22 protein-coding genes are annotated in these 25,187 nt (G+C 67.1%); 9 read left to right on the top strand and 13 right to left on the bottom strand.

The features are described 5' to 3' along the window. Positions 1-9: 9 nt before the first annotated feature. The 10 genes from AC6RIC_RS03280 to AC6RIC_RS03235 all read right to left on the bottom strand — a co-directional run bounded on the left by AC6RIC_RS03280 (position 10) and on the right by AC6RIC_RS03235 (position 10,430). Complete coding sequence (locus tag AC6RIC_RS03280) at positions 10-1,119, bottom strand: calcium:cation antiporter (protein WP_499735080.1); 1,110 nt, start codon at positions 1,117-1,119, stop codon at positions 10-12. 120 nt (positions 1,120-1,239) lie between these two features. Further along, a complete protein-coding gene (locus AC6RIC_RS03275; RefSeq protein WP_499735079.1) occupies positions 1,240-3,048 on the bottom strand; it encodes a glucan ABC transporter ATP-binding protein/ permease in 1,809 nt (602 codons plus the stop codon). A gap of 259 nt (positions 3,049-3,307) precedes the next feature. Beyond that, positions 3,308-3,595, bottom strand: coding sequence for a hypothetical protein (locus AC6RIC_RS03270; protein ID WP_454654699.1), 288 nt, complete (start codon positions 3,593-3,595; stop codon positions 3,308-3,310). Between the two features lie 5 nt (positions 3,596-3,600). Further along, positions 3,601-4,611, bottom strand: a complete 1,011-nt coding sequence (locus tag AC6RIC_RS03265) for a WD40 repeat domain-containing protein (protein WP_499735078.1) — start codon at positions 4,609-4,611, stop codon at positions 3,601-3,603. Positions 4,612-4,625: 14 nt separating this feature from the next. After that, positions 4,626-5,588, bottom strand: a complete 963-nt coding sequence (locus tag AC6RIC_RS03260; RefSeq protein WP_454654696.1) for a CobW family GTP-binding protein — start codon at positions 5,586-5,588, stop codon at positions 4,626-4,628. Between the two features lie 180 nt (positions 5,589-5,768). Beyond that, entirely contained in the window at positions 5,769-6,710 is a 942-nt protein-coding gene (locus AC6RIC_RS03255; protein ID WP_499735077.1) for a metal ABC transporter substrate-binding protein, read from the bottom strand. 33 nt (positions 6,711-6,743) lie between these two features. Next, complete coding sequence (locus AC6RIC_RS03250) at positions 6,744-7,619, bottom strand: metal ABC transporter permease (RefSeq protein ID WP_454654694.1); 876 nt, start codon at positions 7,617-7,619, stop codon at positions 6,744-6,746. Positions 7,620-7,641: 22 nt separating this feature from the next. Continuing rightward, a complete protein-coding gene (gene aztA, locus AC6RIC_RS03245) occupies positions 7,642-8,376 on the bottom strand; it encodes a zinc ABC transporter ATP-binding protein AztA (protein ID WP_454654693.1) in 735 nt (244 codons plus the stop codon). 10 nt (positions 8,377-8,386) lie between these two features. Then, entirely contained in the window at positions 8,387-8,536 is a 150-nt protein-coding gene (locus tag AC6RIC_RS03240; RefSeq protein WP_454654692.1) for a hypothetical protein, read from the bottom strand. A gap of 259 nt (positions 8,537-8,795) precedes the next feature. After that, positions 8,796-10,430 (bottom strand): OpgD/OpgG family glucan biosynthesis protein, encoded by a 1,635-nt coding sequence (locus tag AC6RIC_RS03235; protein WP_499735076.1) that lies wholly within the window; start codon positions 10,428-10,430, stop codon positions 8,796-8,798. A gap of 226 nt (positions 10,431-10,656) precedes the next feature. Between AC6RIC_RS03235 and AC6RIC_RS03230 the strand changes: the two genes are divergently transcribed. The 3 genes from AC6RIC_RS03230 (at position 10,657) to AC6RIC_RS03220 (ending at position 14,397) form a co-directional block, all read left to right on the top strand. Then, complete coding sequence (locus AC6RIC_RS03230) at positions 10,657-11,625, top strand: TAXI family TRAP transporter solute-binding subunit (RefSeq protein ID WP_454654688.1); 969 nt, start codon at positions 10,657-10,659, stop codon at positions 11,623-11,625. A gap of 97 nt (positions 11,626-11,722) precedes the next feature. Next, positions 11,723-14,035: a TRAP transporter permease gene (locus AC6RIC_RS03225; RefSeq protein WP_499735075.1), complete on the top strand. Its 2,313-nt coding sequence runs from the start codon at positions 11,723-11,725 to the stop codon at positions 14,033-14,035. Next, a complete protein-coding gene (locus AC6RIC_RS03220) occupies positions 14,032-14,397 on the top strand; it encodes a DUF1850 domain-containing protein (RefSeq protein ID WP_499735074.1) in 366 nt (121 codons plus the stop codon). Before AC6RIC_RS03225 ends, AC6RIC_RS03220 begins: the two co-directional genes overlap by 4 nt. 18 nt (positions 14,398-14,415) lie before the next feature. Here AC6RIC_RS03220 and AC6RIC_RS03215 read toward each other — a convergent pair whose 3' ends face one another. Continuing rightward, entirely contained in the window at positions 14,416-14,655 is a 240-nt protein-coding gene (locus tag AC6RIC_RS03215; RefSeq protein WP_454654685.1) for a hypothetical protein, read from the bottom strand. 133 nt (positions 14,656-14,788) lie between these two features. Between AC6RIC_RS03215 and AC6RIC_RS03210 the strand changes: the two genes are divergently transcribed. The 5 genes from AC6RIC_RS03210 to AC6RIC_RS03190 are packed head-to-tail and all read left to right on the top strand — an operon-like array spanning position 14,789 to position 19,255. After that, positions 14,789-16,384 (top strand): gamma-glutamyltransferase family protein, encoded by a 1,596-nt coding sequence (locus tag AC6RIC_RS03210; RefSeq protein WP_499735073.1) that lies wholly within the window; start codon positions 14,789-14,791, stop codon positions 16,382-16,384. A gap of 6 nt (positions 16,385-16,390) precedes the next feature. Then, the gene (locus AC6RIC_RS03205; RefSeq protein ID WP_454654683.1) at positions 16,391-17,587 is read left to right on the top strand and encodes an amidase; all 1,197 of its coding nucleotides are present in this window, start codon (positions 16,391-16,393) and stop codon (positions 17,585-17,587) included. A gap of 12 nt (positions 17,588-17,599) precedes the next feature. Then, positions 17,600-18,229, top strand: a complete 630-nt coding sequence (gene nthA, locus AC6RIC_RS03200) for a nitrile hydratase subunit alpha (protein WP_454654681.1) — start codon at positions 17,600-17,602, stop codon at positions 18,227-18,229. After that, a complete protein-coding gene (gene nthB / locus AC6RIC_RS03195; RefSeq protein ID WP_499735072.1) occupies positions 18,226-18,885 on the top strand; it encodes a nitrile hydratase subunit beta in 660 nt (219 codons plus the stop codon). The genes nthA and nthB overlap by 4 nt, the downstream gene beginning before the upstream one ends. Continuing rightward, positions 18,872-19,255, top strand: coding sequence for a nitrile hydratase accessory protein (locus AC6RIC_RS03190; RefSeq protein ID WP_499735071.1), 384 nt, complete (start codon positions 18,872-18,874; stop codon positions 19,253-19,255). The genes nthB and AC6RIC_RS03190 overlap by 14 nt, the downstream gene beginning before the upstream one ends. Before the next feature lie 148 nt (positions 19,256-19,403). On the opposite strand, the gene AC6RIC_RS03185 is transcribed toward AC6RIC_RS03190, so the two are convergent. Both AC6RIC_RS03185 and AC6RIC_RS03180 read right to left on the bottom strand, forming a co-directional pair. Continuing rightward, positions 19,404-20,426 carry a nickel/cobalt transporter gene (locus AC6RIC_RS03185; RefSeq protein ID WP_499735070.1) on the bottom strand — a complete coding sequence of 341 codons (1,023 nt, stop codon included), beginning with the start codon at positions 20,424-20,426 and terminating at the stop codon, positions 19,404-19,406. Then, complete coding sequence (locus AC6RIC_RS03180; protein ID WP_499735069.1) at positions 20,417-21,061, bottom strand: DUF1007 family protein; 645 nt, start codon at positions 21,059-21,061, stop codon at positions 20,417-20,419. Before AC6RIC_RS03180 ends, AC6RIC_RS03185 begins: the two co-directional genes overlap by 10 nt. Before the next feature lie 308 nt (positions 21,062-21,369). Here AC6RIC_RS03180 and AC6RIC_RS03175 point away from each other — a divergent pair, with 308 nt between their 5' ends. Next, positions 21,370-24,912: an indolepyruvate ferredoxin oxidoreductase family protein gene (locus AC6RIC_RS03175; protein ID WP_499735068.1), complete on the top strand. Its 3,543-nt coding sequence runs from the start codon at positions 21,370-21,372 to the stop codon at positions 24,910-24,912. The last annotated feature ends 275 nt before the right edge of the window (positions 24,913-25,187 follow it).

Genomic DNA, 25,187 nt, shown 5'->3' with positions numbered 1-25,187 from the left:
AGACGATGATCACGGGCTGAAGACCAGCACGAGGAAGACGAAGAACACCGCCAGATGCACCGCACCCTCCAGCATGGTGGTGCGCGTGCCGGTGAAGGTCAGGGTCGAAAGCAGCAGCGTCATCGCCGCGATCACCATATTGGTCGCCGACAGGCCGAGCACGACCGGCTGCCCGGTGAAGACACCGATCAGCAGCACGGCCGGCACGGTCATGCCCAGCGTCGAGGCCGCCGCGCCCAGGCAGAGATTGACCGCGCGCTGGAGCTGGTTCGAGGTGATCGCCCTGAGCGCCGCGATGCATTCCGGCGTGAAGACCACCATCGCGATCAGGATGCCGCCGAGCGCGGCCGGCGCACCGAGCTTGGCGATGCCGAAATCCAGAACGGTCGCGAGGCCCTTCGACAGGATGACGATTGGCAGGATATTGGCGAGCAGCAGCCAGACATGCGGCAGCACCTCCCGCACCGACGATGGCGAAACCGGCTCGCCATCCGCGTCCACGGCGACAACCGGCTTGCCGTCCTCGTCCGGCTCGCGGAAGAACATGCTGTGCCGGCCGGTCTGCAGCGCGAGGAAGGCGCCGTAGAGCGCCACCGTGAAGATCGAGAAGGCGACCGCCTGGAAAGGGGTCAGCGTGCCGTCCGGCGTCGAGGTCGTGAAATTCGGCAGGAAGAGCGGGATCACCGTGAGCGGAATGATCACGGCCAGGTATGACGACGCGCCCTTGAGGTTGTAGCGCTGCTGGAAATGCCTCAAGCCGCCGATCAGCAGGCCGATGCCGACGACGCCGTTCAGCACGATCATCAGCACGGCGAACATCGTGTCGCGGCCGAGCGTCGGCGCGCCCTTGGCGCCGAGCATGACGGCGCCGACCAGCGCCACCTCGATGATGACGATCGAGAGCGTCAGGATCAGCGTGCCATAGGGCTCGCCCAGCCTCTCGGCCAGGTCCTCCGCCTCATGCACCACGCCGAAGGACGACCAGATGATGACGCCGAGCAGCCAGAGGAAGACGAACAGCGACGGCAGGGGCGCGCCGAGCTGGCCGAGCAAGGTGTCGCCGAACAGAAGGAAGGCGGCAACCGAACCCCAGGCACAGGCAAGGCGAAGAAACATCATCGGCAGGATCACTCGGAGATCGGGGGCGGGGAAAGTTACCGCCCAATAAGCGGGAAAGGCGACAGCGGCGCAACGCCCGATCGTGCCTCCGATCCCCGAAACGGCCCGAAACGTCGCTCCTCAGCCCGGAAGGATCTTCTGCGCGAGCGGGCTCGGCGTGTCCTCGGCCGCCGGCTTGTCGCTGACGAGATACTGCGCCCGCGCCAGCGCGGCGAAGCGGCCGCCCTTGGCGACGAGCTCGTCGAAGGTGCCCATCTCCTCGACCTGCCCCTGCTCGAAGACGAGGATGCGGTCGGCGTTGCGGATGGTCGCGAGCCGGTGCGCGATGACGAAGGTGGTGCGGCCCTTCATCACTTCTTCCAGCGCCTTCTGCAGCTTGACCTCGGTCGCGGCGTCGAGCGCGGAGGTCGCCTCGTCGAGGATCAGCACCGGCGGGTTCTTGAGCAGCGCGCGGGCGATCGAGAAGCGCTGGCGCTCGCCGCCGGAGAGCGTGCGGCCGCGCTCGCCGACCAGCGTGTCGAGCCCGTCCGTCTGGCGCGCCATCACCTCGGCCGCCTGAGCGCGTTCCAGCGCCTGCATCATCTCGGCGTCGGTCGCATCCGGCTTGCCGACGAGCAGGTTCTCGCGGATCGAGCGGGCGAACAGCATCGGCTCCTGGAAGACGACGCCGATATTGCGCCGGAGCGAGAGCAGCGAGATCTCGCGGATATCGGTGCCATCGACGGTGATCCGGCCCGATTGCGGATCGAAGGCACGGTGCAGCAGACCGAGCGTCGTCGACTTGCCCGATCCGGTCGAGCCGACGACGGCGATGGTCTCGCCGGGCTTCACGGTGAAGGAGACGTCGCGCACGGCGGCGCGCTTGCCGTCATAGGAGAAGGAGACGTCCTCGAAAGCGACCGCGCCTTCGAGCCGGCCCGGGTCCTTGGCGTTCGGCAGGTCGCGCACGCTCGGCAGGGTGTCGAGGACCTCGAAGAACTCCCGCATCTTCGGCGCCTGCATGAAGATGAAGTTCACGAAGCCGACGATCTGCTCGAGCCGCCCGACCAGCATGGTGGCGAAACCCATGAAGGTGACGATCTCGCCGACCGTCGTCTGGCCATGCATCAGGAGCCAGGTGCCGACGATAAAGATCAGCAGCACGGTCAGCGTCGCCGACGCCCGCGTCGCGACATTGGCGACAGCCCACCACGACAGCACCGGTAGCTGCGCCGCCAGGACATTGGCGATGGTCGTGCGCAGGCCGCGCACCTCCGCCTCGATGCGGGTGAAGCTCTGGATCACCGGCACGTTGCCGAGCGCGTCCGAGGCCCGCTCGGCGAGATTCGAGTGATAGGTCTCGACATTGCTCTGCAAGCGGTCGGTCTTGCGCAGCACATAGGCGGTCAGCGAGCCGAACAGCACGACGAGCGCGACCAAGAGCAGCCCGAGCTGCCAGTTCTTCCAGATCGTGAAGGGCAGGAGCACGAACAGCGCCACGGCCGAGGCGCAATGCTCGCGGAAGAAGGACAGCCACAGCCCCCACATCGCATTGGTGCCGTCGAGCATGATCTTGAGCACGCGGCCGGAATGGGTCTGGCTGTGATAGGCGAGCGGCAGCGACAGCGCGTGTTCGAAATAGCGGGCCATCACCATCAGGCGCGCACGATGGGCGAGCCTATCGGCATGCAGCGCGACGAACACACCCAGCGCGATGTTGGCGAGGCCGAAGCCGACCCAGGCGACGATCAGCAGGTTGATGCTGGCCCAGGTCAGCGCGCCGCCCGAGGCCTGGATCGTGGTCAACCGATCGATCAGCGCGCCGAACAGCATCGGCTCGGCGAAGGCGACGGCCGCCAGAACGATATTGGCCAGCGCCAGAATGACGCCCAACCGCCTTTCCGGGCCGAGTTCACCGAGGACGCGGGCATAGAGCGAGAGCAGAGACATCGCGTGGAGCTTTAGACCATCGGGCCGGAAGGTGGGCACCACTTTTCGAACAAATCCGATGGCCGGGCAAGGAGCGGATCGCTTGTCATTCCGGGGCGCGCCAAAGGCGCGAACCCGGAACCCACGGCTGGGTGAGACATGCAATGCTTGGGTTACGGAGGGTTCGCCCGGTCGTAGGTTCCGGGTTCTTCGCTACGCGAAGCCCCGGAATGACAATGGTGGTGCCGGCCACGAACGATCCATCGTTCGTCCACGCAGCCTAGGAGCGGAGCGCCTCCGCCAAAGCCTCCGGCGTCACCTCGGCCATCGCCATCTGCAATTTGTAGGCACGGGTCTTTTCGCCCGGCTTCATCACCAGGATGACCGTCTCGTTGCCCGGACAGGCGGGATCGGCACAGATGATCTCGTTGACGGCGATCGCCGCCGTCTCGGGCAGACCGAGCAGCTCCCGCACTTGCCCCTTCAGTCGTTCGGCAAGAGCCTTGGCTTCGGCCTTCGCATCGCCGCCCTTGCGGGTATCGGGTTTGCCGAAGAGGCCGAAGCGCATGGTGCTCAACCCGGCAGGACGAGCACGCCGGCCGCGCCATCCTCGGCGCCAAAGGCGAGTCGCTTGCCGGCCTTGTCCCAGGCGAAGGCGCTGATGCCGCTGCCCCGCAGAGCCGGCCGCACCAGCAATTCGGAACCATCGGTCAGCCGGACCATCAGGATGCAGCCATCGTCATAGCCGATCGCCAGCACCAGCGCGCCCGGATGGAAGGCGACCCGGGTGACGCGGGCATGGCGCACGCCGCATTCGCGCGGCGCCTTGCCCTGCGGCCCGTCCCCCTGGAACGGCCAGACGATCGCGCCATCGGCCCCGCTGGACGCAAGCCAGAACCCGTCATGCGACCAGGACAGCGAGCGCGGCTTGGCGGGATAGCCGGTCATCCGCATATGGCCGGGCTTGTCGCCGAGCTTCCAGCCATGCAACGCGTTCTCCTGCATCGAGGAGACGACGAAGCGCCCGTCCGGCGACCACGCCACGTCGAGATGCGAGCCCTTCCATTCGAGGAATTCCGGCTTCGCCTCAGTATTGGGATACCAGAGCGAGACGCCGTTCATCTGGGCGATGGCGAGGCGATAGCCCTTCGGCGCGAAGACGAGCCCCTGCGGCGTGCTCGCCGCCTCCAGCGTGCGGATGCGGCCCTTCTCGTCGCGGGCCTGCACGGTTTTGCCGGTATTCCAGGCGAGGTTACCAGAGGGCGACAGCGTGATCGCATCGATCCAGCGACGCTTCTGGTCCTTGGCCAGCTCCTCTGGCTCACCTTCGAAGCGGGTCGCGACGACGCGTCCGTCATCGCCGCCGGTGATCAGGCGTTCGCCATCGCCGGTCGCGCAGAGGATGCCGCCGGCATGGGCCTCGACACTGTCGACGAGGGCACCGTCGCGCCAGCGCAGCACACGCCCATCGGCGAGCGCGAGCACAAGCCCCTGCTTCAGCCAGTGGACCGCGACGACATGCGTCTCGGCGGCGATCGGGGTGACATGCTCGCGCAGCGAGACGGGTGGGGTCATCGTGGTCATGACGCGGCTTTAACTCAGGCCGCGCAGGCTTCAAACCCCTTGCGCAATTCGTTCTCGTTGAGATCGCGCCCGATGAAGACGAGGCGGCTCTCGCGCGTCTCGCCATCCTTCCAGTCGCGCTGCAGATCGCCGTCGAGGATCATATGCACGCCCTGGAAGACGAAGCGGCGCGGCTCGCCCTTGAAGGCCAGGATGCCCTTGGAACGCAGGATGTTCGGACCCTGAATCTGGGTGAGGTCGTTGATCCACGGCATGAACTTCTCGGGATCGACATCGCCCGGCACGGTCAGCGAGATCGAGCGCACATCCTCGGCATGGTGATGATGATGCCCGGCCTCGAGGAAATCCGGCTCGATATCGAGGATGCGATCGAGATCGAAGGCGTTGCGGTCGAGCAGCGCGGCAATGTCGACATTGGCGCGCTCGGCCTTGTGCAGCTTGGCATAGGGGTTGATGGCGCGGATCGCGGCCTCGACATCGGCCAGTTCCTCGGCGTTGACCAGGTCGGTCTTGTTGAGGACGATGACGTCGGCGAAGGCGATCTGGTTCTTCGCCTCCGGCGCGTCCTTGAGGCGGTCCTTCAGCCACTTGGCGTCGGTGACCGTCACGACTGCGTCGAGGCGGGTGGCGTCGCCGACATCCTGATCGACGAAGAAGGTCTGGGCGACCGGCGCGGGATCGGCGAGGCCGGTGGTCTCGACGATGATCGCGTCGAACTTGCCCTTGCGCTTCATCAGGCCGTCGAGGATGCGGATCAGGTCGCCGCGCACGGTGCAGCAGATGCAGCCGTTGTTCATCTCGAAGATTTCCTCGTCGGCCCCGACGATGAGGTCGCCATCGATGCCGGCCTCGCCGAATTCGTTGACGATCACGGCGAATTTCTTGCCGTGGTCTTCGGTCAGGATGCGGTTGAGGAGCGTGGTCTTGCCGGCGCCCAGATAGCCGGTGAGCACCGTGACGGGGATTTTCTCGGACATGGCTTGACCTGTTCGGTATTCAGCAACGGGTTCTCACCCGGACCGGAAACAAATCCGCAACCGTCATCCCGGCCGAAGCGCCGGGATCCATCATAGAGCGACGCCCTTAGATGGATCCCGGATCGGCGCCGCTTGCGCGGCTCGTCCGGAATGACGGCGTGGTTCCTGCGGATTTGTCTCTCAGGCCGGGCCGGCGGCGAGCGCCTTTTCGATCTCGCTTATATTGTGCTTCATCATCCGGATGTAAGTCCCCGCCGGCTCGCTCTCGGCCGAGAGCGCATCCGAATAGAGCCGGCCGCCAACCTTGGCCCCGCTTTCACGCGCGATCTGCTCGACGAGGCGCGGATTGGTGACGTTTTCGAGGAAGACGGCCGGGATCTTCTGCGCCTTCACCTGCCGAATGATGCGAGCGACGTCCCTGGCGGAAGCCTCGGCTTCGGTCGAGACGCCCTGCGGCGCCACGAATGCGATGCCGTAGGCCTTCACGAAATAGCTGAAGGCGTCATGGGTGGCGATCGCCTTGCGTCGCTGCGCCGGAATGCGGGCGACCGCCGCCTTCACCTCGCCTTCGAGCTTGTCGAGCTCGGCGAGATAGGCCGTGGCATTGGCATCGTAGCTCGCCTTGCCCGCCGGATCGGCCGCGCTCAGCGCATCCCTGATATTCGCGACATAGATCTTCGCATTGGCGACGCTCTGCCAAGCGTGGGGGTCGTCATGGCCATGAGCATGCGCATGGCCGCCCTTGCCCTTCTCGTCATGATCGTCACCGGCTTCGAGTGGGGTGATGCCCTTTGTCGCCGTCGCCATGGTCGCCTTGGTGCCGGACGACTTCACGAGGCGCGGCAGCCAGCCCTCGAAATGCAGGCCGTTGACGAGGACGAGCCTGGCGGCGGCCATCGCCTTCGCATCGGCCGGCGTCGGAGAATAGACATGCGCGTCGCCGTCAGGGCCGACCAGCGTGGTCACGCTGACGCGGTCGCCGCCGACCTGTCGGGCGAAATCGCCGAGGATCGAGAAGCTCGCCACCACCGGCAGCTTCTCCTGCGCGAAGGCGCCAAGCGGCGCGGTGACTGCGGCAAACCCGAAAGCAAGGCCGGCAACGAGGGCGCGACGAGTGGGCATGGGCGACTCCAAAAATGCAACGATATAACGTTTCTATCTCTGGAGGTGGGCGCGAGGCAAGAGGCGTCGCGCAAGCCCATCCTGCGAGCCGAACAGGAGCGAGCCGATATAGATCGCTCCCGCGGCGAGGATGATCGACGGCCCCGCCGGCAGGCTCGACCCGGCCGCATAGGATGTCACGAGCCCGGCATAGCCGGAAACCATGCCGAAACCGGCTGCGAGCAGCAGCAGGCGCGTGATGTCGGCCGTCCAGAAGCGCGCGGCCGCTGCCGGCAGCATCATCATGCCGACGGCGAGCAAAGTTCCGAGCGCATGGAAGCCAGCGACGAGATTGAGCACGACGAGCGCGAGGAATGTCAGGTGAACGAAGCCGCCGGAGCGGCTGACCGAGCGCAGGAAGCCGGGATCGACGCATTCCAGCACCAGCGGCCGATAGAGCGCCGCCAGCGACAGCAGCGACACGGTCGCAACGCCCGCGAGCAGGATCAGCACCTGATCGTCGAGCGCCAGCACATTGCCGAACAGCACATGCAGCAGGTCGATCGCCGAGCCCCTGAGCGAGACGATGGTGACGCCGAGCGCCAGCGAGATCAGGTAGAAGGCCGCAAGCGAAGCGTCCTCCTTGAGCACCGTCGCGCGCGCCACGGCGCCGGCCGCGAGCGCCACCGCGAAGCCGGCGGCAAGCCCGCCGATCGTCATCGCCGGCAGGGAGAAGCCCGCGACGAGATAGCCCAGCGCCGCACCGGGCAGGATCGCATGCGCCATGGCGTCGCCGGTCAGGCTCATCCGCCTGAGCATCAGGAACACGCCGATCGGCGCACCTGAGACAGACAACGCCACCACGCCGACGAGGGCGCGGCGCATGAAGTCGAATTCGGCGAAGGGGCCGATGAAGAGGTCGTAGAGCATCGGCTTGGCTTGGCTGGACGGATCAGGCGGCGTCGCGCTGGCAGGGAACGGCGTGGCTGTCGAAGGCTTCGACCATGCGCCGCGCCTTCAGCAGGTTCTCCGGCGTCAGCACGGTCGCGGTTTCGCCCCAGGCCACAGCCTCGCGCGCCAGCAGGAGCGTCTGCGGAAAAGCCTGCCTGACCGTCTCGATATCGTGCAGCACGGCGACGACGGTACGGCTCTCGCCATGCCAACGCCGGACCAGTTCGAGCAGATCGGCGGTGGTGCGCGCATCGATCGCGGTGAAGGGCTCGTCGAGCAGGATCACGTCGGCATCCTGCAGCAGGAGCCGCGCGAACAGGGCCCGCTGCATCTGCCCGCCGGACAACGTGCCGATCGGCCGGCGCTCGAAACCGGTCAGGCCGACGGCTGCAATGGCATGCTCGATCTTGTGGGCCGCACTCGCACCGATCCGACCGAAGATGCCGGCGCGATTCCACAGGCCCATGGCAACGAGATCGTAGACATGGATCGGGAAGGAGCGGTCGAGATCAGCCGATTGCGGGAGATAGGCGAGCTGCTTGCCCTTGGCGAGCGCAACACCTCCCGACAGAGGCGCCAGCGCCCCGGCGATGCCCTTGAGCAGGGTCGACTTGCCGGCGCCATTCGGCCCGACGATGGCGGTCAGGCTCCCGGCCTCGATCTCGCCGGAGAGGTGATGCACCGCCGGGTGGCGATCATAACCCAACGTCAGGTCGGTCAGGCGAATGGCGGACATCAACGCAAACTCACAGGATCACGGCCAGCGTCGCCAGCCAGAGCAGGGCGACGACGGCAGCGGCCAATCCCACGCGCGTTCCCGCCGACAGACGCAAGAGCGACCACCCCGGAGCTTCCGAGGCGGCGCGATGCGAATGGTGGGCGTGCGCGTGAGCCATGAGAAACGATATAATGTTACGCTCGTGCCGGAGCAAGCGCGATTCCGTCTGTGTCCCAACGTTCGGGACGGAAGGCATGCTCCGTACCGTTGTCATTCCGGGGCGCGCCGTAGGCGCGAGCCCGGAACCCACGACTGGGCGAGCGGCTGACAACGGGGCATCGAATGTCTTACCCGGTCGTGGGTTCCGGGTTCTTCGCTGCGCGAAGCCCCGGAATGACAAAAGTGGTTCATCCAAGAGCCGCCGGCGACGAACCCGCTCAGAACGGCAGATACTGATAGAGCCAGGTTTCGGTCAGCACGGTGTCGCCGATCTTGAGATAGCAGCGCATCTCGACCGGCTCGCTGCCGCCGACGGTGAGGTCGAACTGGGCGCGCCAATGACCGGGCACATCGTCCGGCATGGCCTCCGCGAAGATATAGGAGAAGCTGCCGCGCGAGGTCGAAAGCACCACCTCGGGCTTCACGCCGAAGGGGACAGCCTCCAGCGCCGGTCCCAGAAACTCGACCATGAACTTGCGCACGCCGCGCGGCCGCGCGGTCCCGGGCTGGCCGCCATTGCCCAGCCGCGTGGCGACGACCCGGCCGAGCTGCGTCGGGAAAGGCTCGTCGGCGAGCCAATGCAGCGTGTAGCGGAAATTATAGGCGTTGCCGGCCTTGGCCGGCGCCTCCGGAACCCACATCGCGACGATGTTGTCGTGGATCTCGTCATCGGTCGGAATCTCGATGAGCTGCACCGAGCCCCTGCCCCATTGCCCGTCGGTTTCGACCCAGAGACTGGGGCGCCGCTCGTAATGCACGCCGTCGAGATAGTGCCCGGTCTCGCGGTCACGCTGCATCAGGCCGAAGCCGCGCGGATCGCTGTCGACGAAGGCCGAGGCCATCGTGTGCGAGGGATTGTTGAGGGGACGCCAGGCGCGCTCGCCCGGCCCCGTCCAGAGCGCGAGCCCATCGGAATCATGGACTTCGGGGCGCCAGTCGATCGCGGTCTGCTTCGCCGTCTCGGAATACCAGAACATCGAGGTCAGCGGCGCGATGCCGAGCCGTGTCACGTCCTTGCGCAGATGCAGCGCGGTCTCGATCTCCATGGTCACGCCCTTGCCGCGATGCATGCGGAAGCGATAGGCGCCAGCCAGGCTCGGCCCGGAGAGCAGCGCATAAATGACGACATGCTCGGCGCCCGCCTGCGGCGTCTCCAGCCAGATATGGGTGAAGTCCGGGAATTCCTCGAGCTTGCCGGAAACCGCCGGGTCGATCGCGACGCCGCGCGCCGACAAGCCGTACTGATACAGCTCGCCGATGGCCCGGAAATAGGAGGCACCGAGGAAGGCGACCCAGTCGTTCGTCTTCCAGTCGAGTGCCTCGCCGTTGCGGCCGGGATGGCCGCTGCGGCTTTCCTGCAGGCGGAAGCCGGCGAAGCCCGCCCCGGCCGGCAGGTCGCGGGCCGGGGAGTTGGCCGGCATCTCGAAATAGCTGGGATCGTAGACGATCTCGCGCGCCTTGCCGGCCTCGACGACATGCATCCTGACCGGCTTCTGGAAGAAGCGGCCGAGATGGAAGAAGGTCACCGGCCAAGACGAGGGTCCGTCCGCCCAGAGCGCCGCTTCCGGCTTGAACCGGATATTGCCATGGGCGTCGTAGTCGATCCGCTGCATCGCTTCAGGCCGCGGACTCGGCGGTGCCTGATAAGGCTTGGCCGCCATCTCCTTCGCCCGCGCCTTCAGCGCCTCGAAGGTGAAATCACTGGCATCGCCGAGCTTCAGCCCCTGCTGCGCCAGAGCGTCCGGCGCGAAGCCGAGCGCAACGAGCGTCGCCGTCGCGCCCGCACCTGCGAGAAGAGTTCGTCGGTCGAGGCGAGGCCCCTGGCTGCTACCCTGCTCGGCACGGTCGTGCATGTCGTTCCTGATCGCTCGTTGCTCGGAGGCGCGGCCGGCCCTGCTCATCGACAGGGACCGCCGCGCGAAACCGGAGATAGGCAGCCAATCATGGCGAAACCAGTCCGCTCCTTCGGCTAAAGGCGAAGGACCGCCTTTCGTCGAATGCTTTCCCTTTCGGGTTCAGCGTGCTCTAAAAACCCGATCAACCGGCCGTATGAGCCGGAGCGACCCTAAGGGAGACGTCATGAAAGTACTGTTCCGCAACCGCCGCCTTGCCGGTCTTGCCGCCGCAGCCCTGATCGCCGCCGCCCCCGCCACCGCCCGGGCGCAGGAATTCATCAACGTCCTCACCGGCGGCACTTCGGGCGTCTACTATCCGCTCGGCGTCGCGCTCTCGAAGATCTATGGCGAGAAGATCCAGAATGTCCGCCCGACCGTGCAGGCCACCAAGGCTTCGGTCGAGAACCTCCAGCTGCTGCAGCAGGGCAAGGGCGAGATCGCCTTCACGCTCGGCGATTCGCTCGATGCCGCCTGGAAGGGCGATGAGGAAGCCGGCTTCAAGGCGCCGCTGAAGAAGCTGCGCGGCATCACCGCGATCTATCCGAACTACATCCAGATCGTCGCCTCGAAGGATAGCGGCATCAAGACGCTGGCCGATCTCAAGGGCAAGCGCCTCTCAGTCGGCGCCCCGAAATCCGGCACCGAGCTCAATGCCCGCGCCATCCTCACCGCCGCCGGACTGTCCTACAAGGACCTCGGCAAGATCGAGTACCTGCCCTTCGCCGAGTCGGTCGAGCTGATGAAGAACCGCCAGCTCGACGCCACCCTGCAATCGGCCGGGCTGGGCGTCGCCTCTCTGCGCGACCTCGCGACCTCCGTCGAGATCACCGTCGTCGAGGTGCCCGCCGCCGTCGTCGACAAGGCCGGCCCGCCCTTCGTCAAGGTCTCGATCCCCGCCAACACCTATACCGGACAGACCGCCGCCGTGCCGGCCGCCGCGGTGGTCAACTACCTCGCGACCCATGAGGGCATGAAGGAGGAGACCGTCTACCAGATGACCAAGGCGGTCTATGACAACCTGGGCGAGCTCGGCGCCGCCCATGCCGCCGCCCGCTCGATCAAGCTGGAGAACGCGCTGGAAGGCATGCCCCTGCCGCTGCATCCGGGCGCAGCGCGCTACTTCAAGGAAAAGGGCCTGAAGGTCGGTTCCTGAGCCGAAACTTCCGTCCGTAATGACGGGCGAGGCCGGCCTGACCGGTCTCGCCCTTTCCATGCCGGCAACACCGGCGTGATGCCAGGGGCACAGCAGCATGAGCCGTGACGAAACCAGACCGCTCGCAGAGCAGGATCTCGCGGGAGCCCCCGCACCGGCGGCTGCGCCCTACGATCCCGAGCACGGCCTGCCGGCCACCTTCGGAACCGGCTGGAAGGGCCGGCTGCTGTTCTGGCTGGCCGTCGCCTTCTCGGCCTTCCAGGTCGTCACCGCCTTCGGCATCCCGCTCGATTTCCGGCTGATCGGCTCCGTCGCCTGGCTGACGCCGATCACGCTGATCCGCGTCGCGTTCGTGCTCTGGTTCGTCTGGATCGTGCTCGGCCTGGTGCGCGGACGCACGATGCTCGAAGCCGCCATCGCATTCCTCGCGCTTCTCGGCGCCTTCGAGCTCGTCTCGCTCTATACCGGCACGCTGCCGAACCAGGTGCTGCGCACCGTCCATGTCGGCTTCCTGGCGCTGATCGCCTGCGGGCTCCTGGCCAATGCCGACGAGACCGCACCGCCGGCCCGCGCCTTCTGGTGGGCTGTCGGCATCGTCGGCTTCGGCGTCGGGCTCTATCACTGGTGGAACTACATGGAGCTGGTGAACCGCGCCGGCGAGCTCACCGATGCCGACATGGTCGTCGGCATCGCCGCGCTCGCCGTCCTGTTCCTGCTGGTCTGGCGGGCGATGGGCATCGCCCTGCCGCTCGTCGCCGGCACGTTCCTGGCCTATTGCCTGTTCGGCCGCTATCTGCCGGCGCCGTTCGACCATCGTGGCTACAGCCTGGAGCAGGTGATCGAGCAGATGTCCTTCGGCACCGAAGGCCTCTACGCCACGCCGACGGCGGTCTCGGCTACCTTCATCTTCCTGTTCATCCTGTTCGGCGCCTTCATGGAGCGCGCCGGCGTCATCGACTTCTTCAACGACATCTCGATGGCGGTGTTCGGCGGCAAGCAGGGCGGGCCCGGCAAGGTCTGCGTCGCTTCGTCGGCACTGATGGGCACCGTCTCGGGCTCCGGCGTCGCCAATGTCGTGGCCTCCGGCCAGTTCACCATTCCCCTGATGAAGCGCTCGGGCTTCAACGGCGCCTTCGCCGGCGGCGTTGAGGCGACCTCCTCCATGGGTGGCCAGATCATGCCCCCGGTCATGGGCGCCGTCGCCTTCATCATGGCCGAGACCATCGACGTCCCCTATTCCAAGATCGTCGAGGCCGCGATCATCCCGGCTCTCCTCTATTTCGCCGCCTGCTATTGGGCCGTGCATCTGGAAGCCGGCAAGCTCGGCCTCACCGGCCTGCCGAAATCGGAACTGCCGAGCGCGCGCGCCGAGTTGCGCAAGAACTGGTACCTGATCGCGCCGCTCCTGGTGCTGGTCTATCTCCTGTTCGCGGGCTTCACGCCGCTCTTCGCCGGCGCGATCGGCCTTGCTCTCACCGTCGCGCTCATCCTGGCGCTGGCGATCTCCGCCGGGCTCGCGACACCAGCTCTGCGGATCGTCTTCTGGGTCGGCTTCGCGCTGATCTCGGCGGCGTCGATGTCGATCAGCGTCGCGACCGTACTTGGCGTCGTCCTTCTCCTCGTCATCTGGAACGTGCTGCGCGGCCGCTCCGGGCGCGAGGTGCTGAACGCCTGCATCGAGGCCTTGGCCGACGGCGCCCGCCAGGCGCTGCCGGTCGGTCTCGCCTGCGCGCTGGTCGGTATCGTCATCGGCACGATGACGCTGACCGGCATCGGCACGATCTTCGGCTCCTGGCTGATCGGCATCGGCAAGGAGAGCATGTTCCTGGCGCTCGTCCTGACGATGATCTTCAGCCTGATCCTCGGCATGGGCATCCCGACGATCCCTAACTACATCATCACCTCCTCGCTCGCGGCGCCCATCCTGCTGCAGCTCGACGTGCCGCTGATCGTCAGCCACATGTTCGTCTTCTATTTCGGCATCATGGCGGACCTGACGCCGCCGGTGGCGCTGGCGGCCTTCGCGGCGGCGCCGATGGCCAAGGTCTCAGGCATGAAGATCGGCGTCCAGGCGGTGAAGATCGCGCTGCCCGGCTTCGTCGTGCCCTATATGGCGGTCTACGATCCCACGCTGATGCTGCAACCGGTCGCGGGCCTGACGGGCTCCAGCTACTGGCTCGCCGTCGTCTATATCGTCGTCAAGGCAACGCTCGCCATGCTGCTCTGGGGCATGGCCTTCGTCGGCCAGTTCCTGCGTCCCTTGTCGATGTGGGAGCGGATTCTGGCGGCGGTCGGCGCCGGCTTCCTCGTCGCGGCGGTGCCGCTGACCGACGAGATCGGCTTCGCCATCGCAGCGGTGATGATCGGCCAGCATTTCTGGCGTATTCGCGCCGCGAAGATCGCCGCATGAGTCTCTGCCTCGCGGCCGGCGCGCTCGTGGTGGCGCTCGGCCAAGGCGAGACCACGCTGGGCTGGCGCCATTCGGTGCAGAAGACGCTCTGGGAAGAGGTCTGGCGGGAGACACCCGCCGGGCTGGAAATCGTCGAAGCGCGTATCGAGGGTTCGGGCGCCGGCATGGACCCGCCCGACGGCGCGAGGCTGATCGGCGGCTTCTGGCGCTGGCATCCGGCCTTGCCGCCGCTCAAGGAAGTGGTGATGCGGCGCTCGGGCGCGACCGCCGACTGGCGCATCTGCACGGCATCAGGCTGCCGCCCGATGGGCGACTATCTCCCGGCAGATGCCGACCCGGTCACGTTGAAGATCTGCAATTGATGGAGAAGGCCGACGGCCTCAATCGACCTCGGTGAGATGCTCGATCTTGAGCATGCGGCGCATCAGGTTGATGAGGCCGTAGCCGGCGAAGACCGAGAAGATCGCCATCATGATGTATTCGAAGATGGTGCCGAGCTCGAACAGGCCGGCCAGGGCCCAGCCGGCCGCCAGCGCCACGCCGAAGAGCTCGACGGCAATCAGGATCCCGAACGAGGTGACCATGATCAGGTTGCGCCAGTTGGTGTGCCGTCCGGCCATGCTGTCCTTCCTTCGCGCGTGGGCCACGTTGCGCGGCCATGCGCCCCACGCACCTAGCGGAGCTTGCCGCCCCATGCAACAAATTCGCGCCCTTCGTGCAGATGGGCACGATCTCCGCGCTTGAAAAGTCCCGATGCTGGATACGCCTGTCTTCGCTTCCGCCGCCGTGGCGGCCCCCCATCGCCTCGCCTCCGAGGCGGGCCGGGCCATTCTGGCCGAAGGCGGCAATGCGATCGAGGCCATGGTCGCGATGGCAGCGACGATCGCCGTGGTCTACCCGCATACGAATGGCATCGGCGGCGACGGCTTCTGGCTGGTGCACGAACCCGGCGGCCGCCTGCACGGCATCGAAGCCTGCGGCCCGGCAGGCGCTCTCGCGACGATCGAGCGCTATCGCGGCAAGGGCTATGACATCCTGCCCGCACACGGACCGGAAGCGGCGCTCACCGTCGCGGGGGTCGTCGCGGGCTGGCAGCTCGCCCTTGAACTGTCACGCGCCCTTGGCGGTCGCATGCCGCGGCGCGAGCTGCTGACCGATGCGATCGGCCATTGCCGGGAAGGCTATGCGGTTTCGGATTCCGAGCGTCGCAAACGGCCCGACGAGCTGGAGGCCTTGAAAGCCGCACCCGGTTTCGCCTCCAGTTTCTGGATCGATGGCGATCCGCCCAAGCCCGGCGCTCGCCGCAGGCCTGAGCCTCTCGGCGCTGCGCTGGAGCAACTCGCCCATGCCGGGCTCGACGACTTCTACCGCGGCGATATCGCCCGCGAGATCGCCGCCGATCTCGAGCGCATCGGCGCGCCTGTCACCCGCACCGATCTCGAACGCTATAATGCGCGTTCGGTCGCGCCGCTCACGCTGAAGCTCCCCGGCCTCACCGTTGCCAACCTACCGCCACCGACGCAGGGACTGGCCTCGCTGTTGATCCTCGGCATCGTCGAACGGCGAGACGAGGCGCGGCTCGACAGTTTCGAGCATCATCACGGGCTGATCGAGGCGACAAAACGCGCCTTCGCCATCCGCGACCGCTATATCGCCGACCCCACCCATCTTTCCCGCCCGCCCGCCGAATTCCTGAGCGGCGCCGCGCTGATGCGCGAGGCAACCGCGATCGACGGGAAACGGGCGGCAAAACTCCCGCTGCGCGAGGCCGATGACGATGGCGCCGCCGTCTGGATGGGTGCGATCGACGGCAAGGGCCTCGCCGTCTCCTATGTCCAGTCGAACGGCCGGGCCTATGGCTCGGGCTGCGTCCTGCCCGCAACCGGCATCCACTGGCAAAGCCGCGGCGCCTCCTTCTCGCTGGACCGGGATGCGGTCAATCCGCTGGCGCCCGGCCGCAAGCCCTTCCACAGGCTGAACCCGGCCCTCGCCCGCTTCGATGACGACCGCATCGTGCCCTATGGAGCAGCGGGCGGCGATGGCCAGCCGCAATTCCAGGCGCAGATCCTGTCGCGCTATCGCGCCGGCCAGAATCTCGCAACGGCGGTCGACGCGCCGCGCTGGCTCTTCGGCAAGACCTGGGGCACCGGCTCGACCAGCCTCACATGCGAGAACCGCTTCGACCCCTCGCTGCTGGAGCGGCTCGATGCCGCCGGGCACCCGGTCGAGGAGAGCGGCCGTGCCTATTGCGAGGGCTTCGGCCATGCCGGCATGCTGGTGAAGCACGCCAAGGGTCAGGTCGAGGCCGTGCATGATCCGCGTTCCGACGGCGATTCCAGGGGGATCTGACGCCAGATGACTTTCGACGATCCGTTCCGCTGCTTCCTCCCCTATCCCGACGCGCCCGTGAAGCACGCCGTCGCCGGCCCGCTCGCCGGTTTGACGCTGGCGGTGAAGGACCTCTTCGACATCAAGGGCTATCCGACCGGGGCGGGCTCGCCGCTGGTGCTGGCGCAGTCCGGCATCAAGACCAAGACAGCGCCGATCGTGAAGGACCTGCTCCAGGCCGGCGCCCGCTTCGTCGGCAAGACCCATACCGACGAGCTCGCCTTCTCGCTCAACGGCCAGAACGCGCATTTCGGCTCGCCGATTAACCCGGCCGCGCCGGATCGCATCACCGGCGGCTCCTCCTGCGGCTCGATGGCGGCGGTGGCAGGGCGCCTTGCCGATATCGCATTGGGCTCCGACACCGGCGGCTCGGTGCGCGCGCCGGCAAGCTATGGCGGCCTTTTCGGCATCCGGCCGAGCCATGGCCGGCTCTCGCTGAAGCGGACCTGGCCGCTGGCGGAAAGCCTGGACACGCCCGGCTGGTTTGCCCGCGACGGCGACATCTTCGCCCGCGTCGCCAATGTCCTGTTCGGCCCGGACAAGACCGAACTCCCGGAAACCCCGCGCCTCCTGATGGCCGACGACATGTTTGCCCAGGCCGTACCCGAGGCGGAGACGATCCTGCGTAATGTCGTGCAACGCACGGCCACCACGCTCGGCCAGCCCGAGGGCGTCAAGCTCGTTCGCGATCTCGACGCTCTGTATTGGGCCTTCCGCTGGATCCAGGGCCGCGAAGCCTGGCTGTCCGACGGGCCGATGATCGAGCGCTTCAACCCGCCGCTCGGGCCGGGCGTGAAGGAGCGCTTCGCCTTCTCGAAGGCGGTGACCGACGCCGAATACGCCAGGGGCGAGTCCACGCGAAAATCCTTGCGCACCAAGCTCTCGCGCCTGCTCGGACAGGACGGCGTGCTGATCCTGCCGACCATGCCCGACGTCGCTCCGCTGATCGCGGCGAAGGAGTCCGAGCTGGAGGATTTCCGCAACCGGGCACTGCGCCTGCTCTGCCTCGCAGGGCTCTCCGGCTTCCCGCAGGTCACGATTCCCGTCGCGCAGCGCGAGGGCGCTCCGCTCGGCCTGTCGCTGATCGGGCCGAAGGGTTCCGACCGCTCGCTCGTCGCCTTCGCGGTGCGCTATGAGCGCGCCGCCCGCATCCGGATCGCCTGAGAGGAGACCGCCATGAGCGGACATCACCACCACGATCACGACCACCATCACGACAACCACTTCACCGCGATCGAAGCGCGGGTGAAGGCGCTGGAAACGCTGATGGTCCAGAAGGGTTATGTCGATCCCGCCGCGCTCGACGCGATCATCGACACCTATGAGACGAAGATCGGTCCGCGCGACGGCGCCCGCATCGTCGCCAAGGCCTGGACCGACCCGGCCTTCGCCGAGCGGCTGAAGGCGGACGGCACCGCGGCGGTCGCCGAAATCGGCTATGGCGGGCGCGGCGGCGAGCATATCGTCGCCTGCTTCAACACGCCGGAGCAGCACAATCTCATCGTCTGCACGCTCTGCTCCTGCTATCCGTGGCCGGTGCTGGGGCTGCCCCCGGTCTGGTACAAATCCCCGCCCTATCGCGCCAAGGCGGTGATCGACCCGCGCGGTACCATTGCCGATTTCGGCGTGACGCTGCCGGAGAGCCAGCGCGTCCGCGTCTGGGACTCGACCGCCGAGACCCGCTTCATCGTCATCCCGATGCGGCCTGCCGGCACCGAGGGCTGGAGCGAGGAAAAACTGGCCAGCATCGTCTCGCGCGATTCGATGATCGGCACCGGTTTGCCGAAGGTGGAGGACGCGGCATGAACAGCGCCCACGACCTCGGCGGCCAGATGGCCTTCGGCCCGGTCGTTCCCGAGCCGAACGAGCCGGTCTTCCATGGCGACTGGGAGAAGCGCGTGCTCGCGATCAATGTCGCGGCCGGCGCGATGGGCGCCTGGACCATCGACGAGATCCGCCATGCCCGCGAGAGCCTGCCGCCGGCCCAGTACCTCTCATCGACCTATTACGAGATCTGGCTCGCCGCGCTCGACAAGGTGCTGGTCAAGCACGGCTTCCTGAGCGCGGACGAACTCGCCAGCGGCAAGCCGGCGCCCGAACGCCGCGAGCCCAAGCGCGTGCTCAAGGGCGAGGAGGTCGCGGGCGTGCTGCGGCGCGGCTTCCCCTATGAGCGCGAGGCCAAAGTCCCGGCCCGCTTCGCCATCGGCGACAAGGTCCGCACCATCGTGATGCACCCGCAGCACCACACCCGCCTGCCGCGCTATGCCCGCGGCAAGACCGGCACGGTCGAGCGCATCGTCGGCTGCCACGTCTTCCCGGATACGGGTGCGCAAGGGCAGCCCGAGACGGCGCAATGGCTCTACACGGTGGTCTTCGACGGCCACGAGCTCTGGGGCCGCGATGCCGACCCGACCTCCACCGTCAGCATCGAGGCCTGGGAGAGCTATCTTGAGCCGGCCTGAGACCGATCTCGCGGCAGCGCTCGCCGCCGATACGCCGATCCCGCGCGACACCGAAGGCCCGATCTTCGCCGAGCCCTGGCAGGCGCAGGCCTTCGCGCTGGTTGTCGAACTCCAGAACAAGGGCGTCTTCACCGCCGATGAATGGGCGCAGGCGCTCGGCGCCGAAATCCGCGAGGCGCTCGCGGCCGGCGGCTGCAAGGACGGCTCGGACTATTACGAGCGCTGGTGCGAGGCGCTGGAGCATATCCTGATCGCGAAGGGGCTGACCTCCCATGACGGCGTCGACGCGCTCGCCGCCTCATGGGCCCGCGCCGCCGAAGCGACGCCGCATGGCAAGCCGATCCTGCTGGAGAACGATCCGCTGCGGTAACCGCCAAGTGCGCGAGAACCTCTGCCGTCATCCCGGGCTTGCCCCGGGATCCATCGGAGGGCTTCGCATGCTACGATGAATCCCGGATCTGCGCGGCTTCACCGCTTGTCCGGGATGACGGCGTGCTTCCGTGCCAGGTTGGCGTGCGCTAGCTCCCCGCCCCGCCGATCCAGAGGCCGGTGAACAGCGCCGCACCGAGCACGGCGACGAAGGCGGCCGCCAGCAATTCAAGCCCGGCGATCCATCGCGCCGAGCGCAGGCTGCCGCCGCCGGCCAATTTCAGCGCCGCGAACTTGAAGAACACGGCGAAGGCCGCGAGCGCCCCGGTCGTGATCGCCGTCCCCAAGGCCATGGCGAAGGTCGCGGCGATGCCGGCCCAGAACAGGCCCTGCGCATTGGCGAAGACGAGGATGATCAGCGCCCCCGCGCAGGGCCGCGCGCCGGCCGCGACGACGACCCCGGCCATGTCGCGCCAGCCGGCGAGCCGCGAGACCTGTTCGGCATCGGGCATATGGACATGGTCGCAAGCCGCTGGATCATGCGCCCCGCCGGCTTCCAACCGGACCAGCGCGCCCGCCTTGCGCCAGAGCATCAGCAGCCCGACGAGCGCGACTAAGAGGAAACTGCCCTGCTCGATCACGGTCGTCGCGGCGTTCATCTGCATCGCGGTCACCCGCAACAGCAGGGTCGCCACCGTGACGATCGCGATCGCAACCAGCGCCTGCAGGAACGCCGCGGCGAAGCTGAGGCCCAGGCCCCGCTTCAGGCTGCGATTGTCGGCGACGATATAGCCGGAGATCACCGCCTTGCCATGGCCCGGCCCCGCCGCATGGAAGACGCCATAGCCGAAGGAGAGCCCAAGCAGCCCCCAAAGCGCACCAGGCGCGGTCGCGATCGCCTTCAGCGTCGCCGTCAGCTCACGATAGAAGCTCGACTGCCAGGCGATCAGCACCGCGCCGAACCCGGTCGTCGACGGCATCGCCTCGCGCGGCAGGGCCGTGCCGAAGGGATTGCGCGGCGGAGGCGGAGGCGGCGGGCTGACGCTCGCAATCAGGAACGCGATCAGGGCAACCACGCCCCCGACCAGCAGCAGCGCCAGCGCGCAAACGATCAGGCGTCGCGACAGCGTGGCTCCGGCGGGGCGTGCTGTCTCGACGGATGTCACGGACATGCCACCAGCGCCCGCGTCACGATCTCGAGCCCGCTGACATCGGGCGTCGCGGTGATATCGGCTTCGGCAAGGCGCTTCTGCGTGGCGTCGTCGAGCTTGGGCGGGCGATTGACCCGCACGACGCAGCCCTGCGGCGCCCCCTTGGTCACGACCGCATCGGGCTCATCGACGATGTTGAAGGCGACGAAATAGGTGGGGTCGCCGATCTCGATGCCGAAGGAGCGAACCTTCGCTGGGGTCTTCAATGGCAGCGTGAAGACCAGCGTCAGCACCTTGTTGTCATAGCTCATGACCTGCTCGCCCGGCGTGCCGAACTCCTGCTTGCGGCCGTTGAGCTTGGCGGCCGTAAAGAATTCGACATCGGGCAGCGATTCGACATTGATCTTGGCCAGTTCGGCGAGCTCGTCCGAGGTCAGCTTGCCGTCGCCGTTCTTGTCGAGGCCTTGCGTGATATAGGCCGAATAGGCCTCGTCGAAGCTCCAGCGGTTCCGGATCGCCTGCACCGAACCGTCGGCCGCGAAGACGATCTCCGCCTTGGCCGTGACGAAGACATGCGGATGCGCAGCCGCCGGCCCGGCCGCGATGGCCGCCAGCAGGAGCCCCGACAAGGCCATGAGATGCGCGTGTCGCGTCAAAGGCGAGCCCTCCGTGATCCCGCTTGCGTGGATCATGGTGAAGCGATCGTCAACGGGCGCTTCGCCGCGTTCGATCACCGCGACAGCCATTCCCGCCAAACAGGGCCAAATCGCGGCGCCTCTCGCGTGGCGCGTACCGGCCACGCTCGCAAATCTCTGGACCCGGCCCCGAAAACTGGAATGATACCAGAATGATTGACCGCCTCCGGTCGATATGTCAGCCTTGCTGACATATCGACCGGAGGCGGTGAAGCATGAGGCCGGGACCACCGGCCCGTCGGCGGGAACGATGATCCGGGAGGCCGAGCATGGCCGAGACACCACGGAAATCCGGCACCGAGGCGGGGGCGCTGCGCAGCGTCGCTCTCGACGACAAATACGATCTCGGCAAGAGCGAGGTCTTTCTCACCGGCACGCAGGCCGTCGCCCGCATGCTGCTGATGCAGCAGGAGCGCGATCGGCAGGCCGGGCTCGACACCGCCGGCTTCGTCTCCGGTTATCGCGGCTCTCCGCTCGGCGGGCTCGACCAGCAGCTGATGCGGGCGTCCAAGCCCCTCAAGGCCGCGAACATCGTCTTCCAGCCCGGCCTCAACGAGGACCTTGCCGCCACCGCGATCTGGGGCACGCAGCAGGCTGGCTTGAGCGGCGAGGGCAAGCACGACGGCGTCTTCGCGCTCTGGTACGGCAAGGGGCCGGGCGTCGATCGCTCCGGCGACGTCCTCCGCCATGGCAACATGGCCGGCACCGATCCGAAGGGCGGCGTGATCTGCCTGATGGGCGACGATCACACGGCGGAATCCTCGACCAACGCCCACCAGACCGAATTCGTACTGGTCGACCGGATGATGCCGATCCTCAACCCGGCCGGCGTGCAGGAGATCATCGATTACGGCCTGCACGGCCTCGCGCTCTCGCGCTTCGCCTCGGTCTGGGTCGGCATCAAATGCGTGAAGGACAACATCGAATCGACCGCCTCCATCGATGGTTCGCTCGACCGCGTCACCATCGTCACGCCGACGGATTACACCCCGCCGCCCGGCGGCCTCGCCATCCGCCGCGAGCTCGATTTCGTCGAGCAGGAACGCCGGATGCATCTCTACAAGCGCGATGCGATGCTCGCCTATCTGCGCGCCAACAAGCTGAACCGCATCGTCACCCAGGGCGGGAAGAAGCCGCGCATCGGCATCGCCACCGTCGGCAAATCCTATCTCGACGTGCAGCAGGCGCTCGCCGATCTCGGTATCGACGAGGTCCGCGCCAATAATCTGGGCATCCGCCTGTTCAAACTCGCCTGCCCCTGGCCGATCGATCCGGCCGAACTCAAGGCCTTCGCCAAAGGGCTCGACCTGATCATGGTGGTCGAGGAGAAGCGCTCGCTGATCGAGGTCCAGGTCCGCGAGGAGCTTTACGGCGCCAAGCACCAGCCGATGGTGATCGGCAAGAAGGACGAGAAGGGCGATTGGCTCTTCCCGGTCCATGGCGCGCTCGACCCCAACGACATCGCGATCGCGCTCGCCGGCCGCCTGCTGCAATATCACGACGATCCCGCCTTGCGCGCCCGGCTGGAGGAGATCGCTGCGGCGCAGGGCCGCCTCGCCGAGGCGCAGGAAATCGCCAGGCGCACGCCCTATTTCTGTTCGGGCTGCCCGCATAATTCCTCGACCGTAGTGCCCGAGGGCTCGCGCGCCTATGCCGGCATCGGCTGCCATTACATGGTGCAGTGGATGGACCGCGACACCGCCGGTTTCACCCAGATGGGCGGCGAGGGCGCGAACTGGGTCGGCGAGGCGCCGTTCTCGAAGCGCGGCCATGTCTTCCAGAATCTCGGCGACGGCACCTATACCCATTCCGGCTCGCTCGCGATCCGCTGGGCTGTCGCCTCCGGCGTCACCATCACCTACAAGCTGCTCTATAACGACGCTGTCGCCATGACCGGCGGCCAGCAGGCCGAAGGCCATCTCTCGCCCGACCAGATGGCGCGGCAAGTTGCGGCCGAAGGTGTCGCCCGCATCGCCGTCGTCAGCGACGATCCCGGCAAATACCCGCCGGGCACACAATGGCCGGCCGGCACCACGCTCCACCATCGCGACGACCTCGACGCCGTCCAGCGCGAGCTCGCCGGGGTCTCCGGCGTCTCGCTGCTGCTCTATGACCAGACCTGCGCCACCGAGAAGCGCCGGCGCCGCAAGCGCGGGGCCTATCCCGATCCCGACAAGCGCGTGATCGTCAATGAGCTGGTCTGCGAGGGCTGCGGCGATTGCGGCGTGCAGTCGAACTGCGTTTCGGTGCAACCGCTGGAGACCGAGTTCGGCCGCAAGCGCCAGATCGACCAGTCGAACTGCAACAAGGACTTTTCCTGCGTGAAGGGCTTCTGCCCGTCCTTCGTCACGGTTCATGGTGCGAAGCCGAAGAAGGCCGATCCGCTCCGGCTCGACGCCTCGGCGCTCGGTGAAGTCAAATTGCCCGAGCCGATCGTGCCGGCGCTCGATCGCAGCTTCGCGGTGATCGTCACCGGCGTCGGCGGCACCGGCGTCGTCACCATCGGCGCGATCCTCGGCATGGCCGCGCATCTCGAAGGCAAAGGCTGCGGCATGATCGACATGGCCGGCCTCGCCCAGAAGGGCGGCGCGGTCTTCAGCCATGTGAAACTCGCGCCGCACCCGGACGACATCCACGCCATCCGCGTCACCGCCGGACAGGCCGATCTCGTGCTGGGCTGCGACCTCACCGTCACCGGCTCGAAGAAGGTGCTCGGCGCGATCCGGCCCGAGCGTGGCACCGTGATCGTCAACACGGCCGAGAGTCTGCCGGGCGATTTCACCCGCAATGCCGATTTCTCGCTGCCGACCGAGCGCCTGAAGCGCGCGATCCTCTCGGCCGCCGGCCGCGATCAGACGCATTTCATCGATGCGACGGCCGCCGCCGTCGCCTTCCTCGGCAATGCCATTGCCGCCAACATGTTCATGCTCGGCCATGCCTGGCAGCTCGGCGCGGTCCCGTTGTCCCGCGACGCCTTGATCAGGGCGATCGAGCTGAACGGCGAGGCTGTCGCCATGAACAAGCAGGCCTTCGAGCTCGGCCGCCGCGCCGCGCATGATCCCGAAGCGCTTGCCGGCCTCCTCTCGCAGAGCAAGGCGGCGACGCCGGCCCGCCGGCTCTCGCAGACGCTGGAAGAGATCATCGAGCGCCGCGTCGCCTTCCTGACCGCCTATCAGAATGCGGCCTATGCGGCGCGCTATCGCCATCTCGTCGCCCGCGCCCAGACGCGAGAAGCAGCGGTGATGCCCGGCCAGAGCGCGCTGAGCGAGGCCGTCGCCCGCAACCTCTTCAAACTGATGGCCTACAAGGACGAATACGAGGTCGCCCGGCTCTACAGCGACGGCGCCTTCCGCAAGCAGGTCACGGCGACCTTCGAGGCTGAGGCCAGCGACGGCAAGCCGCTGCGCTACGAGTTCCACCTCGCCCCGCCGCTGCTGGCACGACGCGATCCCAACACCGGCCTGCCGCGCAAAATGAGCTTCGGTCCGTGGATGATGGGCGCGTTTTCGATGTTGGCGAAGCTCAAGGGACTGCGCGGCACCGCCTTCGATCTCTTCGGCCACACCGAGGAGCGCCGCACCGAGCGCCGGCTGATCGCGGATTACGAGGCCCTGTTGAACGAGCTGCTGACCCGTCTCACGGCGGAGAACCACCCGCTCTGCGTGGCGCTGGCCGCGACGCCTGAAAAGATCCGCGGCTTCGGCCATGTCAAGGAGCGGCATCTCAAGGCGGCGAAGGCCGAGGAGGCGACGCTGCTGGCGCAGCTGCGCGATGGATCGCCTTCAACCGCGTTGCCGCAGGCGGCAGAATAAGGCGCGGGGAACCCCTCTCCTGCATCGAAGTCGGCTGTTGCCGACTTCGACATTTTGAATGCTGATCTCGGCAACAGCCGAGATCAGTGAGAGGGGCAGGGGTGAGGTGTCGGCCCCTGGACCAGCAAAGCGCCAACCTCCCGGCTGCGCAGCGACCACCTCACAGCAAACCGCATGAGGACCTACCCCTCACCCTGCCCTCTCCCTATGGGAGAGGGTTTCCCGCGCCCCTCTCGTTCACGCGCGCCTCTTTGGTTCAACTTGAGCCCAGCCCC

This window comes from Allobosea sp. TBD101, assembly GCF_059817965.1.
The sequence above is the reverse complement of the archived record's forward strand: the minus strand, read 5'-3'. Positions and strand labels throughout refer to the sequence as shown.

Coding starts and splice junctions, on each gene's coding strand:
- AC6RIC_RS03280 (WP_499735080.1), bottom strand. CDS start 1,119: ATGATGTTTCTTCGCCTTGCCTGTGCCTGGGGTTCGGTTGCCGCCTTC.
- AC6RIC_RS03275 (WP_499735079.1), bottom strand. CDS start 3,048: ATGTCTCTGCTCTCGCTCTATGCCCGCGTCCTCGGTGAACTCGGCCCG.
- AC6RIC_RS03270 (WP_454654699.1), bottom strand. CDS start 3,595: ATGCGCTTCGGCCTCTTCGGCAAACCCGATACCCGCAAGGGCGGCGAT.
- AC6RIC_RS03265 (WP_499735078.1), bottom strand. CDS start 4,611: ATGACCACGATGACCCCACCCGTCTCGCTGCGCGAGCATGTCACCCCG.
- AC6RIC_RS03260 (WP_454654696.1), bottom strand. CDS start 5,588: ATGTCCGAGAAAATCCCCGTCACGGTGCTCACCGGCTATCTGGGCGCC.
- AC6RIC_RS03255 (WP_499735077.1), bottom strand. CDS start 6,710: ATGCCCACTCGTCGCGCCCTCGTTGCCGGCCTTGCTTTCGGGTTTGCC.
- AC6RIC_RS03250 (WP_454654694.1), bottom strand. CDS start 7,619: ATGCTCTACGACCTCTTCATCGGCCCCTTCGCCGAATTCGACTTCATG.
- aztA (WP_454654693.1), bottom strand. CDS start 8,376: ATGTCCGCCATTCGCCTGACCGACCTGACGTTGGGTTATGATCGCCAC.
- AC6RIC_RS03240 (WP_454654692.1), bottom strand. CDS start 8,536: ATGGCTCACGCGCACGCCCACCATTCGCATCGCGCCGCCTCGGAAGCT.
- AC6RIC_RS03235 (WP_499735076.1), bottom strand. CDS start 10,430: ATGCACGACCGTGCCGAGCAGGGTAGCAGCCAGGGGCCTCGCCTCGAC.
- AC6RIC_RS03230 (WP_454654688.1), top strand. CDS start 10,657: ATGAAAGTACTGTTCCGCAACCGCCGCCTTGCCGGTCTTGCCGCCGCA.
- AC6RIC_RS03225 (WP_499735075.1), top strand. CDS start 11,723: ATGAGCCGTGACGAAACCAGACCGCTCGCAGAGCAGGATCTCGCGGGA.
- AC6RIC_RS03220 (WP_499735074.1), top strand. CDS start 14,032: ATGAGTCTCTGCCTCGCGGCCGGCGCGCTCGTGGTGGCGCTCGGCCAA.
- AC6RIC_RS03215 (WP_454654685.1), bottom strand. CDS start 14,655: ATGGCCGGACGGCACACCAACTGGCGCAACCTGATCATGGTCACCTCG.
- AC6RIC_RS03210 (WP_499735073.1), top strand. CDS start 14,789: ATGCTGGATACGCCTGTCTTCGCTTCCGCCGCCGTGGCGGCCCCCCAT.
- AC6RIC_RS03205 (WP_454654683.1), top strand. CDS start 16,391: ATGACTTTCGACGATCCGTTCCGCTGCTTCCTCCCCTATCCCGACGCG.
- nthA (WP_454654681.1), top strand. CDS start 17,600: ATGAGCGGACATCACCACCACGATCACGACCACCATCACGACAACCAC.
- nthB (WP_499735072.1), top strand. CDS start 18,226: ATGAACAGCGCCCACGACCTCGGCGGCCAGATGGCCTTCGGCCCGGTC.
- AC6RIC_RS03185 (WP_499735070.1), bottom strand. CDS start 20,426: ATGTCCGTGACATCCGTCGAGACAGCACGCCCCGCCGGAGCCACGCTG.
- AC6RIC_RS03175 (WP_499735068.1), top strand. CDS start 21,370: ATGGCCGAGACACCACGGAAATCCGGCACCGAGGCGGGGGCGCTGCGC.